Annotated in this window: 14 protein-coding genes and 2 tRNA genes; 6 read left to right on the top strand and 10 right to left on the bottom strand. The window is 66.9% G+C overall.

Annotated elements, in window-relative coordinates:
* Positions 1-33: 33 nt before the first annotated feature.
* The 3 genes from DA69_RS13730 to DA69_RS13720 form a co-directional block, all read right to left on the bottom strand.
* The gene (locus DA69_RS13730; protein WP_025976624.1) at positions 34-1077 is read right to left on the bottom strand and encodes a ribonucleotide-diphosphate reductase subunit beta; all 1044 of its coding nucleotides are present in this window, start codon (positions 1075-1077) and stop codon (positions 34-36) included.
* 169 nt (positions 1078-1246) lie between these two features.
* Positions 1247-2566: an acetyl-CoA hydrolase/transferase family protein gene (locus DA69_RS13725; RefSeq protein ID WP_025976625.1), complete on the bottom strand. Its 1320-nt coding sequence runs from the start codon at positions 2564-2566 to the stop codon at positions 1247-1249.
* A gap of 82 nt (positions 2567-2648) precedes the next feature.
* Positions 2649-3386, bottom strand: coding sequence for a phosphatase PAP2 family protein (locus tag DA69_RS13720; RefSeq protein ID WP_025976626.1), 738 nt, complete (start codon positions 3384-3386; stop codon positions 2649-2651).
* Positions 3387-3639: 253 nt separating this feature from the next.
* On the opposite strand from DA69_RS13720, the gene DA69_RS13715 reads away from it, so the two are divergent.
* Together DA69_RS13715 and DA69_RS13710 are read left to right on the top strand one after the other, a co-directional pair.
* Positions 3640-5523, top strand: coding sequence for a ribonucleoside-diphosphate reductase subunit alpha (locus tag DA69_RS13715; protein ID WP_025976627.1), 1884 nt, complete (start codon positions 3640-3642; stop codon positions 5521-5523).
* 171 nt (positions 5524-5694) lie between these two features.
* Positions 5695-6549, top strand: a complete 855-nt coding sequence (locus tag DA69_RS13710) for a lipid A-modifier LpxR family protein (protein WP_029972380.1) — start codon at positions 5695-5697, stop codon at positions 6547-6549.
* A 10-nt stretch (positions 6550-6559) separates the two neighbouring features.
* Here DA69_RS13710 and DA69_RS13705 read toward each other — a convergent pair whose 3' ends face one another.
* Complete coding sequence (locus DA69_RS13705; protein ID WP_029972381.1) at positions 6560-8281, bottom strand: gamma-glutamyltransferase family protein; 1722 nt, start codon at positions 8279-8281, stop codon at positions 6560-6562.
* Between the two features lie 193 nt (positions 8282-8474).
* On the opposite strand from DA69_RS13705, the gene DA69_RS13700 reads away from it, so the two are divergent.
* Positions 8475-8551 (top strand) — tRNA-Arg (locus tag DA69_RS13700).
* A 244-nt stretch (positions 8552-8795) separates the two neighbouring features.
* Here DA69_RS13700 and DA69_RS13695 read toward each other — a convergent pair.
* Positions 8796-8872 (bottom strand) — tRNA-Arg (locus DA69_RS13695).
* Between the two features lie 137 nt (positions 8873-9009).
* Between DA69_RS13695 and DA69_RS13690 the strand changes: the two genes are divergently transcribed.
* Both DA69_RS13690 and DA69_RS13685 read left to right on the top strand, forming a co-directional pair.
* Complete coding sequence (locus DA69_RS13690) at positions 9010-10296, top strand: hypothetical protein (protein WP_025976630.1); 1287 nt, start codon at positions 9010-9012, stop codon at positions 10294-10296.
* A 68-nt stretch (positions 10297-10364) separates the two neighbouring features.
* Positions 10365-10670, top strand: a complete 306-nt coding sequence (locus DA69_RS13685; RefSeq protein WP_025976631.1) for a hypothetical protein — start codon at positions 10365-10367, stop codon at positions 10668-10670.
* Positions 10671-10849: 179 nt separating this feature from the next.
* Here DA69_RS13685 and lpdA read toward each other — a convergent pair whose 3' ends face one another.
* The 5 genes from lpdA to DA69_RS13665 are packed head-to-tail and all read right to left on the bottom strand — an operon-like array spanning position 10850 to position 16574.
* Entirely contained in the window at positions 10850-12247 is a 1398-nt protein-coding gene (gene lpdA / locus DA69_RS13680; RefSeq protein WP_025976632.1) for a dihydrolipoyl dehydrogenase, read from the bottom strand.
* Positions 12244-12552: a hypothetical protein gene (locus tag DA69_RS14620; protein ID WP_134581765.1), complete on the bottom strand. Its 309-nt coding sequence runs from the start codon at positions 12550-12552 to the stop codon at positions 12244-12246. Before DA69_RS14620 ends, lpdA begins: the two co-directional genes overlap by 4 nt.
* Before the next feature lie 4 nt (positions 12553-12556).
* Positions 12557-14236, bottom strand: coding sequence for a 2-oxo acid dehydrogenase subunit E2 (locus DA69_RS13675; protein ID WP_025976633.1), 1680 nt, complete (start codon positions 14234-14236; stop codon positions 12557-12559).
* Position 14237: 1 nt separating this feature from the next.
* Positions 14238-15308, bottom strand: coding sequence for an alpha-ketoacid dehydrogenase subunit beta (locus tag DA69_RS13670; RefSeq protein ID WP_419177575.1), 1071 nt, complete (start codon positions 15306-15308; stop codon positions 14238-14240).
* A gap of 36 nt (positions 15309-15344) precedes the next feature.
* Complete coding sequence (locus tag DA69_RS13665; protein ID WP_025976635.1) at positions 15345-16574, bottom strand: 3-methyl-2-oxobutanoate dehydrogenase (2-methylpropanoyl-transferring) subunit alpha; 1230 nt, start codon at positions 16572-16574, stop codon at positions 15345-15347.
* A 148-nt stretch (positions 16575-16722) separates the two neighbouring features.
* On the opposite strand from DA69_RS13665, the gene DA69_RS13660 reads away from it, so the two are divergent.
* Positions 16723-17211 (top strand): Lrp/AsnC family transcriptional regulator, encoded by a 489-nt coding sequence (locus DA69_RS13660; protein ID WP_025976636.1) that lies wholly within the window; start codon positions 16723-16725, stop codon positions 17209-17211.
* Positions 17212-17217 lie beyond the last annotated feature (6 nt).

Here is a 17217-nt window from a genome sequence, read left to right as displayed (position 1 = left end):
GGCGCCCTTTTTACTTAGCCAACGCGGGCTGGATCAGGCCTCAGCGCTGTGCGTGCGGCGCTTCATCATATTGTCGAAGCTGTCCCAGACGCCGTCGGCGCCGTGCCACGACCCTTGCGTCGCCGCCTTGGAGTATTCGGTGGCGCGCGCCTCGAAGAAGTTGGCGTGCTCCACGCCGCTGAGCAGCGACTGCAGCCACGGCAGCGGGTTCTCGGTCACGCCGTAAACCTCGGGCAGGTTCAGCTGGCGCAGGCGCCAGTCGGCGATGAAGCGGATGTAGGCCTTGATGTCGTCGGGCGTCATGCCGTTCACCGGGCCCATTTCGAAGGCCAGGTCGATGAACTTGTCCTCCATCTGGATCACCGTCTTGCAGCAGTCGACGATGTCGTCGGCCACGGCCTTGGTGACGGCGCCCGTCTCCTTGTTGAAGGCGTGGTACAGCTTGATGATGCCTTCGCAGTGCAGGCTCTCGTCGCGCACCGACCAGGACACGATCTGACCCATGCCCTTCATCTTGGACTGGCGCGGGAAGTTCATCAGCATGGCGAAGCTGGCGAACAGCTGCAGCCCTTCCGAGAAGCCCCCGAACATGGCCAGGGTGCGGCAGATGTCGGCGTCGGAATCGACCCCGAACTGGCCCATGTAGTCGTGCTTGTCCTTCATGGCCTCGTATTCCATGAAGGCGCCGAACTCGCTGTCCGGCATGCCGATGGTCTCGAGCAGAAGGGCGTAGGCCGCGATATGGATGGTCTCCATATTGGCGAAGGCGGCCAGCATCATCTTCACTTCGGTCGGTTTGAACACCCGACCGTAGCGCTCCATGTAGTTGTCCTGCACCTCGATGTCCGCTTGGGTGAAGAAGCGGAAGATCTGGGTCAGCAGGTTGCGCTCGCCGTCGTTCAGATTGGCGGCCCAGTCCTTGACGTCCTCGCCCATCGGGACTTCCTCGGGCATCCAGTGGACCTGCTGCTGCTTCTTCCACATGTCGAAGGCCCACGGATAGCGGAAGGGCTTATAGGCAGCCGAAGGGGTCAGCAGGCCGGGCATGTCGGGACGAATGATAGCGGGGGCGTTCATCGAAAAAGACCTGTCGCGAATCCAGGAGAGGGCGCCCGCACCATGCGTCCCCCGGCGCGTCCGAACAAGGGAAGATGCGCACATCTAGCGATCAATTTTCGCACGACCGCTAGATGTGGTGTTTGAATGATAGGAAACTGGGGAGGAAGATGGGGACGGTTTGTTAAACCTAGAGCAGGCCCATCGCCCTGGCCTCGCGCTCCAGCCCTTCGCGGAACTCCGGCGCGGCCAGGCCGATCAGGGCGCGGGCGCGGGCGTCGTCGGTCAGCCCCTTCAGATTGACGGCCCCATGCTCGGTGACGACGTAGTGGATGTCGTTGCGGGGCGTCGTCGCCGGACCGTCCAGCCGCGCCACGATGCGCGAGGCGGTCCCCTTCGCCGCCGTCGAATGGCAGGCGATGATCGACTTGCCCCCCTTTGACGCCGTCGCGCCGCGCACGAAATCGAGTTGGCCGCCCGCCGCCGTATACTGCCGCCCGTTCAGATATTCCGAGCAGCAGGCGCCGAACAGGTCGATCTGAAGGGTGGCGTTGACCGACACCATCCGATCGTTGCGGGCGATGACGGCCGGGTCGTTCACATAGTCGACCGGATAGGCTTCGACAGCCGAGTTCTCGTGCAGGAACTCATAGGTCGAACGGTCGCCCATGGAGAAGGTGAAGACCGTCTTGCCCGGATGCAGGGTCTTGCGCGCATTGGTGACGACGCCCGCCTTCATCAGCTCGACCAGACCGGGCGTCAGCATCTCGGTGTGGACGCCCAGGTCGCGATGGTCGTGCAGGGCCGCGCACACGGCGTCCGGCAGGGCGCCGATGCCCATCTGCAGAGTCGCCCCGTCCTCGACCAGCCCCGCGATCAGGGCGCCGATGGCGCGATCCTGCGGCTGCTGCGGCGCCTTGCCCGCCTCCAGCAGGGGCGCCGCATGTTCGACCAGGGCCGCGACCTGGGACACGTGCACGCGGCAGTCGCCGAACACGCGCGGCATGTGCGGATTGACCTCCAGGATCACCCGCTGCGCGCTCTGCGACACAGCCAGGGCGTAGTCGGTGTTGGTCCCGAAACTGAAATACCCTTCGGCGTCCATCGGCGAGACGGTCGCCAGCAGGGTGTCGACGCCGATCTCCTGCGTCAGTACCCGAGGCGCCTGCTGAAAGCCGGTCGGCACGAACCAGACGGCGCGGCGGCCTTCCTCAATCGCGCGCGCCTCCAGCTTCCGTTCGATGGCGCCGTGGAACAGGCTGTGCGGGCGGATGCGGTCGGTCAGTTCGTAGCGCATCACCGTCTCGCCCGCGATGGCGGTGGACAGCAGGTAGTAGAGGTTGATGTCGCCGACCTGCCGCGCCTCGGCCCGGTCGGCCAGCGCCTTCAGCAAGGCGGGCGGCTGGCCGACGCCCAGGGCCATGGCCACCTTGGCGCCCGACGGGATCAGGGCGGCCGCCGCCTCGGGCGTCGTCAGCCGTTCGGCGTAGAGGGCGGCGAAATCGGTCATGGGAAACTCCTGAAACGTCGTCCGTCTTTATCCGTCAGCTGCGCGCCGTCGCGGCGCTAGACCTTGGTCTAAGGGCGGGCGATCAGGGCGCGTCCTGAAGCGGCGCGTCGTGCAGGCGCTGGCGTCGTTCGGCGGCATAGGCGACCAGCCACAGCGCCATCGACCAGGCGGCGCCCACGCTCCAGCCCGCAAACACGTCCGAGGCCCAGTGCGCGCCCAGATAGATGCGCGTCAGCCCGATCAGAAGGGCGATCACCACCGCACAGCCCAGCACATAGGCTTTCAGCCGCCGGCGCGGAAAGGCCCGCGTCAGCATGACGCCCAGCGTCAGATAGAAGACCGTCGACAATAGGGCGTGACCGGAGGGGAAGCTGGCGTTGAGCGTATCGACCGCCTGATAGATCTGCGGCGGCCGCTCGCGCTCGAACAGCGCTTTCAGCCCCTCGCTCAGGGCCACCCCGCCCGCCAGGCCGACCACCAGCATCAGCGCCGACAGCCGCTTCTTCATGATCAGCAGGAAGCCGATGGCGATGATCGCGAACAGCGTCAGAACCGATATGCCGCCCAGTGACGTCAGGTCCGCCGCCGCTTCGTGCAGCCACCACGGCCCCCAGGGGCGGCCGGGATCGTCGGCGAATGGCCGGACCGCCGCCAGCACCGCCTGATCGAAGGCCTGGCCGTCCGCCTCGCGCATGTCGTCGGCCACCTCGATGAAGGTCAGCACCCCAAGGGCGACGACCAGCATGGCGGCCACAGCGGCGATTTCAGTGCGCGCGACACGCAGGGCGCGGGTCAGAAAGGCGGTGGGATGCGGAGCCATGGGGCGCTAACGGCGAAGCTGGAGGGACGTTCCCTGCCTGATAGATTTCCACAACCTTTGGATAAACACCCCCAGCAGGCAGCAAATGCCCGCGCGGCGCTGACGAATCACTGGACGAAATTCCTGCCTGTGCGTGTCACCTAGGTTCGCCAAAAAAAAATCACTTGGCCTCGGACGTTAATGCCGATTTAGTCACTTCCGGACAGGGTACCCACTACATCTAGTGGTTTCCAAGCAAGAGCGGGATAGCGAGATGGCTGGCGGCGAAGCGTTGCAGACAACGGAATTCTCTCAGGTTTCCCCGGCTCCGATCGAGCTGAAGCCGGACCTGAAGGTGGTGGGCGGCCTGAAGCTGGACCGCTCGCGCGACGCCCTGCTGACCGATTTCGGCAAAAAGACGCTGGAAGACCGCTACCTGCTGGCGGGCGAAAGCTATCAGGACATGTTCGCCCGCGTCGCCACGGCCTACGCCGACGACGCCGAGCACGCCCAGCGCGTCTATGACTATATGTCCAAGCTGTGGTTCATGCCGGCCACGCCCGTCCTGTCGAACGGCGGCGCCGATCGCGGCCTGCCGATCTCCTGCTTCCTGAACGCGGTCAACGACAGCCTGGACGGCATCCAGAACGTCTGGAACGAGAACGTCTCCCTGGCCTCCAACGGCGGCGGCATCGGCACCTATTGGGGCGGCGTCCGCTCCATCGGCGAGAAGGTCAAGGGCGCGGGCCAGACCTCGGGCATCATCCCCTTCATCCGCGTGATGGATTCGCTGACCCTGGCGATTTCGCAAGGGTCCCTGCGTCGCGGCTCGGCCGCCGTCTATCTGGACGTGCACCACCCGGAGATCGAAGAGTTCCTCGAGATCCGTAAACCCTCGGGCGACTTCAACCGGCGCTCGCTGAACCTGCACCACGGCATCAACATCACCGACGCCTTCATGGAAGCGGTGCGGGACGGCAAGAGCTTCGACCTGATCTCGCCCAAGACCGGCGAGGTGCGCAAAACCGTCGACGCCCGCAACCTGTGGACCAAGATCCTGGAAATCCGGATGCAGACGGGCGAGCCCTATCTGATCTTCTCGGACACGGTGAACCGGCAGATGCCGCAGCACCAGAAGGATCTGGGCCTGTCGGTCAAGCAGTCCAACCTGTGCTCGGAAATCATGCTGCACACGGGCCTGGACCATAAGGGCGTCGAGCGCACCGCCGTGTGCTGCCTGTCGTCGGTCAACGCCGAGACCTTCCTGGAGTGGCGCGAGGAGCCCCGCTTCATCGAGGACATCATGCGCTTCCTCGACAATGTGCTCGAGGACTTCATCACCCGCGCCCCGTCGTCGATGGCCGCCGCCGTCTATTCGGCCCAGCGCGAGCGTTCGGTGGGCCTGGGCCTGATGGGCTTCCACTCCTTCCTGCAGGCGCAGGGCGTGGCCTTTGAATCGGCCATGGCCAAGAGCTGGAACATGCGCCTGTTCAAGCACCTGCGCCGCGAGGCCGACAAGGCCAGCCGCACCCTGGCCGAGGAGAAGGGCCCCTGCCTCGACGCCGCCGAGCGCGGCGTCATGGAGCGCTTCTCGCACAAGCTGGCCATCGCCCCGACCGCCTCGATCTCGATCATCTGCGGCGGGACCTCGGCGGGCATCGAGCCGATCCCGGCCAACATCTACACCCACAAGACCCTGTCGGGCTCCTTCGCGGTCAAGAACCCCTATCTGCAGAAGCTGCTGGGCGAGAAGGGCATCGACACCGAGGCCGTCTGGTCGTCGATCCTTGAGCACGAAGGTTCGGTCCAGCACCTGGACGCGCTCAGCGACGAAGAGAAGGCCGTCTTCAAGACCGCCTTCGAACTGGACCAGCGCTGGGTCATCGAACTGGCCGCCGACCGCACCGGCGACATCTGCCAGGCGCAGTCGCTGAACCTGTTCATCCCCGGCGACGTCAACAAGTGGGACCTGCACATGCTGCACTGGTCGGCGTGGGAGCGGGGCCTGAAGTCGCTCTATTATCTGCGCTCCAAGTCGGTGCAGCGCGCCGCCTTCGCCGGCGCCGAGGACAAGGTCGAAGCCGAGATCGATCCGAACCAGCCGGACCTCTTCTCCGTCACCCGCATCGACTACGACGAGTGTCTGGCCTGCCAGTAAGGCAAGCCTTAGCCCTCATCGCCATCGCCTTTCAGCCGCCCGGGGGGAACCCTCTCCGGGCGGCTTCGTTCGTTTGACTAGGATTAAGGCGCAAAAGAGTCCGTTGCGGTTCCCCGGCGTTCGTGCACAGTGGAACCGTTAACGGGTCGGGAGGGACCGTTGATGCGGCGCATGGCATGGGCAGGACTGACGATCGGGGCGGCGACAGTCGTCTCCATGCCCGTTTCCGCCCTGCCGCAGATGGAAGCCGACGGCCCCATCGTCGCGCGCGGCGGCGAGGCGGTCCGGTTCGAGGACGCCGCCGCCCTGGCCGACAGCCGCCTGCCCTTCTCGGCTGAGCCTGAGGCGGCCTTCGGCGCCCCGGTCCAGATCAACACCGCCTCGCGTTTCAGCGCTGACGCCGGCCAACTGCGGCAAGAGGCCTGGTTCGCGGGCGACGGCTTCACCGACCGTCTGCGGATCACGACCACCGGCGAGCTGCGCCACGCCGACGGCTCGCCCGCGCCGCCCCGCGCCCTGGACCCCGTCGCCTTCTCGGGCGAGAGCTATGACGTCACCTACACGCGCGGCTGGACCGCGGCCAGCGGCCGCACCGCCTCGGGGCTGGAAGTGTCGCTGACGCCGCACGCGGGCTTCGGCGTCGGCAGCGACGGCCCGTCGGCCGAGGCTGGCGCCACCCTGCGCATCGGCGAGAACCTGGACCGTCTGGCGCCCAACGGCGACGAAGCGTTCGGCGACCGCCCGCGCTGGTATCTCTACGCCGCAGGCTCCAAGCGGGCGGTCGGCTACAACTTCGCCCGCACGCGCGACGGCGAATTCGCCGGTTCAGGCGTGACCCAGGACGCCGGCACCTATCTCGGCGACGCCTCGATCGGCGTGGCCTATCGCCGAGGCGCCATCCAGAGCTCCTTCGGCGTGGTCTACCGCGAAATCGAAGCCAAGGGCCTGCGCGGCTATCAGGGCATCAACACCGACGTGTCGGAAGGCCTGGTGGCCTTCCAACTGACGATCCGCCCGCCGCGCTAGGCTCCTCCTCCTACTGCGTCCGCGCCACGCCCTCGCGGCGGCTGTCGGCCGCTCCATCCCAGCGGCCGTCCCGCCACAGCCCGCCATGCAGACCCGAGGTCTCGGTCGTGTTAGGCCTCAACTCCACGCCGCGCGCCGCCATCCCTTCGCGCACCGCCTCGGGGAAGCCCTCGGTGTCGGCGCCGAAGCCGTCGCCCTTGGCCACCAGGTTCGGCAGGTCGAACGCCTGCTGCAGCGGCAGGCCCCAGGCCAGGGCGCCGATCAGGGCCTTGGCGTTATAGGCCAGGATCGACGAACCGCCCGGCGAGCCCAGCAGGCCCACCAGCCGCCCCTCGCGATCCAGGATCAGGGCCGGCGACATCGACGAGCGCGGCCGCTTGTTCGCCGCCACGGCGTTAGCCGCAGGCGCGCCGTCCGACGCCGTCGGAACCATCGAGAAATCGGTCAGCTGATTGTTCAGGAAGAAGCCGCCCGCCATCCGGCCTGAGCCGAACAGGCTCTCGACCGTGGTGGTCATGCTAACGGCGTTGCCTTGCGCGTCCACCACGACCAGGTGCGACGTCCCCGCCGGTTCGCGCGTGGCGTCCGCGCCGACGTTCGGCGCCCCCGCCGGCACGCCGTAGGGCGCCGCGCCGCGAAGGCCCGGCGCTAGCGCCGCCCGCTCCGCCACATAGGCCGGGTCCAGCAGACCCGCCACCGGCACGCTGACGAAGGCCGGATCGCCGAAATAGCGGTCGCGGTCCGCGTACATCAGCCGCTGCAGCTGGCCGAAGGCGGCCCAGGCCTCGGGGCTGTCAGGGCCCTTGTCGATATCCGGCGTCCGCTCAGCCATCGCCAGCAACTCCAGGATGGAGGCCCCGCTGGACGGCGGCGGCGGCACGCAGATGGTGTAGATCTTATAGGGACCGCACACCGCCTCGCGCACGATCGGGCGATAGCCGGCGACGTCGGCCGTGGTCAGGGCGCCGGGACGCGGTCCCGCCTGCACCGCCGCCACAATAGCCTCGGCCAGCGGCCCCTGTTGCAAGGCCGCGGCGCCGTCCCGCGCGATCCGGCGCACCGTCTCGGCATAGGCTGGGTTCCGCAGCGTCTCGCCCGCCTGATAGCGCGTCCCGTCCGGCTTGGTGAAATACTCGCTCGCCCAGCGGGTCTTGGCCTGAGGCGCGTCGCTGTTGATCATGCCCGCCAGCCGCTCGCTGACGACAAAGCCGTCCTGCGCCAGTTTCTCGGCGTCGCCGAACAGCTCCGACCAGGCCAGGGCGCCGTGCTGCTTCTGCGCCAGGGCCAGCATGGGCACCACGCCCGGCGCCCCGGTCGAGCGCCCGCTCAACACCGCATCGACAAAGGCCAGCGGCTGGCCGTTCTCATAGAAGAGTTCAGGCGTGGCGGCCGCCGGCGCCGTCTCGCGCCCGTCATAGACGGTGACGGCCCCGCTCTGCCCATCATAGAACATCATGAAGGCGCCGCCGCCCAGGCCGGACGACTGCGGCTCGGCCAGACCCAGCACCGCCTGCACGGCCACGGCCGCATCCACGGCCGACCCGCCGCGCGCCAGCACCTTCATCCCCGCCTCGACCGCCAGGGGATTGGCCGCCGACACGAACGGTCCGCGCGCGATGGTCTGGCTTGCCTGAGGCTGCGCTCCCGGCGCGACGCCAGCGTCCAGCGCAGACGTGGCGCACCCGCCCAGCAACAGGGCCGCAGCCGCCGTCCCGGCGATCAACGCCGACATTCTGCGGGCAGGACGGAAGGTGAAAAATGGCAAGGCGCGCACGCAATTTCTCCAGCACGTTGCAGGGCGCCTTATGCCTAGGCCCCACGCCCCCTCAGGCCAACCCTGCATTTTCTCAAGTTTTTCTTAGAAAACCGACTTGCCAGCCCGGAAGCGACCCGCTAGATACCCGGCCCTGCCCGCAAGGCGGTGCGCACCCGTAGCTCAGCTGGATAGAGCACCAGACTACGAATCTGGGGGTCAGGAGTTCGAATCTCTTCGGGTGCGCCATCTTTCCTCTTCCAGACTTGCTGTGAAGCTGGCGTCGACCTGAGGCGATGCCATCCTGGCGGACGTGTCGGCCTTTTTCTACATCACGGATTACAAGACTGCCGGTCGCCGGCTGTCGGGCGCCGTCAGCCTGCGCCGACGGTCGCATCAGCGCGTCTGGCTCCGGGTCGATTAAAGCCGCCTTCTGACAAGGCCCTGCCATCGCCCAGCTGTCGGACAGCGAAAAACACACAAATGTTCAAAGTGGCGCACCCGACAGGATTCGAACCTGTGACCTCTGCCTTCGGAGGGCAGCACTCTATCCAGCTGAGCTACGGGTGCGTCTGCGGCGACGAGGCCGGACGGCGGTGCTTACAGCATGGGCGGGGCGGTCTCAATCCCTGAACTGCGTCCGCAGGCCGCTTCTTGGCGGGCGGCGCGCGAAGGCCTAGCGTCAGGGACGAGAGAGGGAGATGTCCATGCGCGCTACCACCATCGCCGCCCTGGCGGGCGCCGTCGCCGTTCTGGCCGCCTGCGCGGCGACGCCGAAGCCGAACGCCGACAGTCTGGACGCCGTGGCGCGCGATTACGTCGCCCTGACGCTGGAGATCGGCGAGCGCGAGCCGGGTTATGTCGACGCCTATTACGGCCCGGCGGAGTGGGCCGAGACGGCCAAGGCGCAGCCGCGCGCCCTGCCCCAGCTGGCCAAGGGCGCGGCCAACCTCTCCCAGCGCCTGGACGCCCTGCCGGAGGCTGGGTTGGACGCCCAGAGCCGCCAGCGCCGCGCCTATCTGAAGGCCCATGTCGCGGCCGCCTCGGCGCGGCTGCGGATGCTGCAGGGCGAGACGATGGGCTTCGCCGATGAGGCCGAGGCTCTGTTCGGGGTGCGGCCGGAACTGCGGCCCTTGTCGTCCTATGATCCGGTGCTGGCGCGCATCGACGCCCTGGTCCCCGGCGAGGGGCCGCTGGCGGATCGGGTCGCCGCCTTCCGCGCCCGCTACGTCATCCCCAAGGACCGGCTGGACACGGTGATGCGTGCGGCCATCCATGAGTGCAAGGCGCGCACCGAACGCCGCATGACCCTGCCCGCCGGCGAGACCTTCACCCTGGAGTTCGTCAATGACAAGCCGTGGTCCGGATACAACTGGTTCAAGGGCGGGGCCTTCAGCCTGATCCAGGTGAACACCGACCTGCCGATCTACATCGACCGGGCGGTCGATCTGGGCTGTCACGAGGGGTATCCCGGCCACCACGTCTACAACGCCCTGCTGGAGCAGACCTTCGTCAAGGACAAGGGCTGGGTCGAGATGAGCGTCTATCCGCTGTTCAGCCCCATGTCCTTCATCGCCGAGGGCAGCGCCAACTACGGCATCGACCTGGCCTTCCCTGGCCATGAACGCACCGAGTTCGAGGCGCAGGTGCTGTATCCGCTGGCCGGGCTGGACCCGGCGACAGCCGAGGCGCAGACGCAGCTGCTGACCCTGACGCGCGAGCTGGCGCGGGCGGAATATACGGTGGCGGACGCCTATCTGGCGGGGCGCATCGACCGCGAAACGGCGCTGGATCAGCTGCAGAAATACAGCCTCGTGGCGCGCGACCGGGCGGCGCAGCGGCTGAGCTTTATCGAGACCTACCGCTCCTACATCATCAACTATGGCCTCGGCCGCGACATGGTGCAGGCCTGGGTCCAGCGGCAGGGGCCGGACCACTGGAAGACGATGGAGCAGTTGCTGGCCAGCCAGACGCTGCCGGTCGACCTGAACTGAGGGTGATCGCAACCCGCGCGAGACCGCCGGCGTTAAGGCAAAGGTTCCTATCTCAGAGGGGTTCACCCATGCGCATCCGCACCTTGACCATCGCCGCCGCCTCCGTCCTGGCGCTCGGCGCCGCCGCCTGCACCCAGGCCGAGCAAAACCAGGCCGAGGCCAACGCCGAAGCCGCCGGCGACAAGGCCGCCGACGTCGCCGCCCAGACCGGCGAAGTGGTCGAATCCGGCGCCATGAAGGCCGCTCAGGCGGTCGAGGAAGGCGCGGGCAAGGTCGCCGACAAGCTGGAGTCCAATCAGGCCGAGGCCGCCGCCGAGGGACGCCCCGGCGCCGTCGATCCGGCCACGGACACGCGCGTTCCCGCCAAGAACTGATTAGCAGGCGCTAGACGCAAAAAAGGGGCGCGCTGCATTCGCCGCGCGACCCTTTTCTTGCCCCCAAGGGCCGAGACAATCTCAGGCCGCGTCGGGTCGGGAGGTCCCGAAGGGCCGACAATCGCGGCCCGCTCAACTGCGCTCAAGTCGCGAGGGTCCGCGACCCGAGCATAGCGCCCTCAGATGTGAATGGCGTGCCCGAGCGCCCGTAGGCTGGCTTCGTGGAAGGCTTCGCCCAGCGTTGGGTGGACGTGGATGGTTCCGGCGACATCCTCCAGCACCGCGCCCATTTCCAGCATCTGGGCGAAGCTGTTGGACAGCTCCGACACGTGTTGGCCGACGGCCTGGACGCCCAGCAGGCGGTGATCCGACTTGGAGGCGATGACGCGGACGAAGCCGCCGTCCTCGCCCGCCTCGATGGCCAGGGCGCGGCCGATGGCGGCGAAGGGGAAGACCGCCTGGATCACGTCGTCGCGGCCCTTCACGTCCTCGTGGCCAAGGCCCGCCGAGACGATCTCCGGCTCGGTGAAGCAGACGGCGGCGATGGTGGTCGGATCGAACACGCGGTCATGGCCGGCGATAATCTCGGCGACGACCTCGCCCTGGGCCGAGCCCTTGTGCGCCAGCATGGGCTCGCCGGTCAGGTCGCCGATGGCCCAGACGTTCTTCATGCTGGTGGCGCAGCGCTCGTCGATCTTCACGAACGGGCCGTTCATGGCCACGCCCATGTTTTCGAGGCCCCAGCCTTGGGTGCGTGCGCGGCGTCCGACGGTGACCAGCACCTTGTCGGCGTCCAACTGCATCGGATTGCCGTCCTTGTCGGTGACGTTCAGCTTGCCGTCTCCGAAGCCGCCCGCACGGGCGCCGAGCAGCAGTTGAACGCCGTGCTTCTCCAGCCACTTGGCGACCGGGTCGGTCAGGGCCTTGTCGTAGAGCGGCAGGATGCGATCAGCCATCTCGACGATGGCCACCTCGGCGCCCAGCTTGCGGAAGGCGATGCCCAGCTCCAGGCCGATATAGCCGCCGCCGACGACGACCAGCTTCTTGGGCACTTCCGGCAGGCTCAGGGCCTCGGTGGACGAAATCACGTCGCCGCCGAAGGGCAGGAAGGGCAGTTCGACCGGCTCCGACCCCGTAGCCAGGATGACGTGCTCGGCGCTGATGCGGAGGTCGCCGTCTTCGGTTTTGACGGTGCAGGTCTTGGCGTCCGAGAACTCGGCCCAGCCCTTGATGACCTTGACCTTGGCCTTCTTCAGCAGGGCGGCGACGCCGGCGTTCAGCTTCTTGACCACCCCGTCCTTCCACTCGACCGTCTTGGACAGGTCGATGGCCGGGGTCGAGGCGGTGATGCCCAGCGTGCCGTCGCCGGCGGCCTTGGCCACCGTCTCAAACTTGCCCGCCGCGTGGATGATGGCCTTGGACGGGATGCAGCCGACGTTCAGGCAGGTGCCGCCGAGGCCCGGCGACGCATCCACCAGCACGGTCTCCAGCCCCAACTGGCCGCAACGAATCCCCGCCACATAGCCGCCGGTCCCGGCGCCGATGATCAGGACTTTGGTCTTGAGGGTCTGGGTCATTCCGCCTCTCTGTTCGCAATGCGAGCAGCAATAATTTTGTTGGAGATCTGAGGCTGTTCATCTGCTGAAGCGGCAGATATTTCGGCCCATTCATCGCAACTGAAATCTGTGACGCATTGAAGCATTTCATTGCCCTTAGTGGTGAAGGACCAGATGGAAATTCCGACACCGTCTTTGAGCTGAGATTGGCAGGCTACAGTGCGTCCGTCCGGTCGCTTTCCGTAAATCCAAACGCCCATGGAGTTAGGGTCTCCGAAGGCGCCAAACTTATACACCTGCCTAATGTTGCGAATCTGACTTCGCATCAGGTTATCCCATCCAGAGCGTGGCAGGGTTCTCCAGCAGGGTCTTGATCCTCTGCACGAAGACCGCCGCGTCATGGCCGTCGACGATGCGGTGATCGAAGCTAGAGGACAGGTTCATCATCTTGCGCACGACCATCTGGCCGCCCCGCACCACGACGCGCTCCTCGATCTTGTTAGGACCGACGATGGCGACTTCGGGGTGGTTGATGATGGGCGTGTGCACCACGCCGCCGAGCGTGCCCAGCGAGGTGATGGTGATGGTCGATCCGGAAAGCTCCTCGCGCTTGGCGCTGCCGTCCTTGGCGGCGCCCGAGACGCGGGCGATCTCTTCGGCGGTGTCATAGGCGTCGCGCGCCTCGGCGTGGCGGACGACCGGGACCATCAGGCCGTTCGGCGTCTGGGCGGCGATGCCCAGATGGACGGCGTTGTGCTGGGTCAGCACGCCCGCCTCGTCGTCATAGGTGGCGTTGATGTTCGGCTGGTCCTTCAGGGCCACGACGATGGCGCGGGCGATGAAGGGCAGGACGTTGAGCTTGGCCTTCCCCGTGCCCTTGTTCTGGGCGTTCAGGTGAGCGCGCAGCTCTTCCACCGCCGTCATGTCGATGTCCTCGACATAGGTGATGTGCGGGATGCGACGCACGCTCTCGGCCATCTTCTCCGCGATCTTGCGGCGCAGGCCGATGATGCGGACCTCGTTGGTGCCTTCGGCCTTGACGTAGAGCGAACCGCCCGAGGCTGTGGCGGGGGCAAACGTGCCGCCACGCGCGACGAAGGCGTCCAGATCGGCGTGCTCGATGCGGCCCGCGGGGCCGCTGCCCGGCACGAAGACCAGGTCGATTCCCAGATCCCGCGCGCGGTTGCGCACGGCGGGCGAGGCCAGCGGGCGCTCGCCCGGCTGGCGGCCGGTCACGGCGGGAACGGGCCTGGCGTCGGCCTTGGGCGCAGCAGCAGACTTGGCGGCCGGTGCGGCGACAGGAGCCGGCGCGGCCTTCTCGGCCTTGGCGGCAGGCGCCGGAGCGGCGGCGGGGGCTTCGGCGACGTTGCCCTTGCCCGCCACGTTGAAGCTGACCAGCGGGCCGCCGACGGCGATCTGCTGACCGGCTTCGCCATGCAGGGCGACGACGACGCCGGAGACCGGGCTGGTCAGTTCGACCGTCGCCTTGTCGGTCATGACCTCGGCCAGGATCTGGTCTTCCTGAACCGCGTCGCCGACCTTGACGTGCCAGCCGACCAGTTCGGCTTCGGCCGTGCCTTCGCCGACGTCGGGCAGTTTGAAGACGTGGTTGGCTCCGGGTGCGGCCGTCGGCCCCTCCGTCGCCTTCGGCGCCACCTCCCCATTGGCATGGGGAGGAGAAAGCGAGGGCTTTTCCTCCCCACCTTGTGGGGAGGGGGACCGCGTAGCGGTGGAGGGGCTTTCAGCGACCGCTTCCGCATTGCCTTCGCCCTCGACCTCGAACTCGGCCAGCGGGCCGCGCACGGCCATCATCTGGCCGGGCTCGCCGTGCAGGGCGGTGACGACGCCCGCGACCGGGCTGGTCAGCTCGACCGTGGCCTTGTCCGTCATGACGTCGGCGACGATCTGATCCTCGGCGACGGTGTCGCCGACCTTGACGTGCCAGCCGACCAGTTCGGCCTCGGCGGTGCCTTCGCCAACGTCAGGAAGCTTGAAAACAAAACGACCCATCTTAGCGACCTCCCATCATGACGGCTTTCAGCGCGTCCGCGACCCGCTGCGGTCCGGGGAAATATTCCCATTCAAAGGCGTGCGGATAGGGCGTGTCCCAGCCGGTCACGCGCGCCACCGGCGCCTCCAGGTGATAGAAGCAGCGCTCCTGAACCAGGGCGCTCAGTTCGCCGCCGAAGCCCGAGGTCTTCGGCGCCTCGTGCACGATGACGCAGCGGCCGGTCTTCTTGACCGAGGCCTCGATGGCCTCGATGTCCAGCGGCACGAGGGTGCGCAGGTCGATGACCTCGGCGTCCACGCCCGCATGTTCGGCGCCCGCCAGCGCCACCCAGACCATTGTGCCGTAGGCCAGGATGGTGACGTCGGACCCTTCCTTCATCACGCGGGCCTTGCCGATCGGCTCAATGTATTTGCCGGTCGGAACCTGGGCCAGTTCCTGCGCCTTCCACGGGCTGACCGGCTTTTCGTGCCAGCCGTCGAAGGGACCGTTGTAGAGGCGCTTGGGCTCGAAGAAGATGACCGGATCGTCGTCCTCGATCGCCGCGAGCAACAGGCCCTTGGCGTCATAGGGATTGGACGGGATCACCACCTTCAGGCCGGCGATGTGGGTGAACAGGCTTTCCGGCGACTGGCTGTGCGTCTGGCCGCCGAAGATGCCGCCGCCATAGGGGCTGCGCACCACCATCGGCGTGGTGAACTGGCCGCCCGAGCGATAGCGCATCTTGGCCGCTTCGGAGACGATCTGGTCGTAGGCCGGATAGATGTAGTCGGCGAACTGGATCTCGACGACCGGGCGCAGGCCATAGGCGGCCATGCCGATGGCGGTTCCGACGATGCCGGATTCCGAGATCGGGGCGTCGAAGCTGCGGTTCAGCCCGTGCTTCTTCTGCAGGTGGTCGGTGACGCGGAAGACGCCGCCGAAATAGCCTGCATCCTCGCCGTAGGAGACGACGGTCGGGTCTTCGGCCATCTTGACGTCCAGGGCCGAGTTCAGGGCCTGGATCATGTTCATCGGCGCAATGGCCGGGCCGTCCGGGGCGACCGACGCCGGGGCGTCCTTCTGGTCGACCATGTCGGCTTCAATCTTGTCGTTGATCTCGGCCATGACTCAGACTCCTACTTCGCGGCGCTGTTCGATCAGGCGCCAGTCCTCGGTCGCATAGACCTCTTCGAACATGGTCTTCACGCTGGGGCGCGATTGGCCCAGGGTGCCGATGGCCTCGGATTCCCGGGCGGCGGCGCGGACCTTCTCGACCGCTTCCTTCTCGGCTTCTTCCTGCTGTGCGTCCGACCATTCGCCCAGGCCGATCAGGTGTTGCTTCAGGCGGGCGATCGGATCGCCCAGCGGCCACTTCTCGTGCTCGTCGCCAGGGCGGTAGCGGCTGGGATCGTCCGAGGTCGAGTGCGGGGCGCCGCGATAGGTGAACAGTTCGATGATCGTCGCGCCCTGGTTGGTTCGGGCGCGCTCCTCGGCCCACTGGGTCGCGGCCCAGACGGCCAGGAAGTCGTTGCCGTCGACGCGCAGGGCGGGCAGGCCGTAGCCGATGCCCTTGGAGGCGAAGGTGGTCTCAAGTCCGCCGGCGATGCCCTGGAAGGACGAGATGGCCCACTGGTTGTTGACGATGTTCAGGATGACCGGCGCGCGATAGACGGCGGCGAAGGTCAGGGCCGAGTGGAAGTCGCTCTCAGCGGTCGAGCCGTCGCCGATCCAGGTGATGGCGATCTTGTCGTCGCCGCGGATAGCCGAGGCCATGCCCCAGCCCACGGCCTGAACATACTGCGTGCCCAGATTGCCAGAGATGGTGAAGAAGCCGTAGTCCTTGGCCGAATACATGATCGGCAGCTGGCGGCCCTTGATGGGGTCTTCGGCGTTCGAATAGATCTGGTTCATCATCGTCGCGAGCGGATAGTCGCGCGCGATGAGAAGGCCCTGCTGGCGATAGGTCGGGAAGCCCATGTCCTCGCGGCTCAGGATCATGCCTTGCGCGACCGCAATGGCCTCTTCGCCGGTGCACTTCATATAGAAGCTGGTCTTGCCCTGGCGGTGGGCGCGGTGCATCCGGTCGTCGAAGGCGCGCGTCAGGATCATGGCCTTCAGGCCGCGACGCATGGTCTCAGGGTCCAGCTTGGGGTCCCACGGCCCGACGGCCTTGCCCTGATCGTCCAGCACGCGGATCAGGCGGAAGGCGTGATCGCGCATTTCGGCGGGCGTCGTGCTGACGTCGGGGCGGGCGACCGCGCCGGGTTCGTCGAGCTTCAAATGGCTGAAATCAGGCGTATCGCCCGGCCGGCCCGAAGGCTCCGGGACGCGCAGCGACAGCGTCGGGGTATTCTTCATCAATGCCTCCCGTCCGGTTGAACCGGCCGCGTTTCCTTATGAACTAGGGCATAGCATGTCGGCTCACTGTTAGCTCTTCCAAAAACACTCTTGCCAAATACCAATTTGAGGTATTTTATTTCGCAGAAAGCAAATTCGGAGAAAGCCTTTGGCCGACGAACTCGACCCCATCGACGCGCGCATCCTTGACATCCTTCAGCAGGACGCAGGCCTGTCCGTCGCGGAGGTGGCTGATCGCGTCGGCCTGTCGGCGTCGCCGTGCTGGCGCCGGATCAAGAGACTGGAGGACTCTGGCCTGATACGCAAGCGTGTCACGCTGCTGGACGCCGGACTTCTGGGCCTGGACTTCGAGGTCTACGCCATCGTCAAGCTGAGCCTGCCGACGCGCGACAATCTGCAGATCTTCGAGGAAGCCGTCGAGGGCTGGCCCGAGGTGGTGCAGTGCGCCACCATCACCGGGCGCGAAGACTATGTCCTGCGCATCATCACCACCGACATGCACGCCTTCGACCAGTTCCTGCGCGACAAGCTGCTGACGCTGGGCATCGTCTCCAACTGCGAGAGCCACATCGTCACGCGCGGGGTGAAGAACGTCACCACCCTGCCGCTGGGGATCATCACGCCCCACGTCGGCTGACCGGCC

It is taken from the genome of Brevundimonas naejangsanensis, from assembly GCF_000635915.2.
GTDB classification, from domain to species: Bacteria; Pseudomonadota; Alphaproteobacteria; order Caulobacterales; family Caulobacteraceae; genus Brevundimonas; species Brevundimonas sanguinis.
The sequence above is the reverse complement of the archived record's forward strand: the minus strand, read 5'-3'. Positions and strand labels throughout refer to the sequence as shown.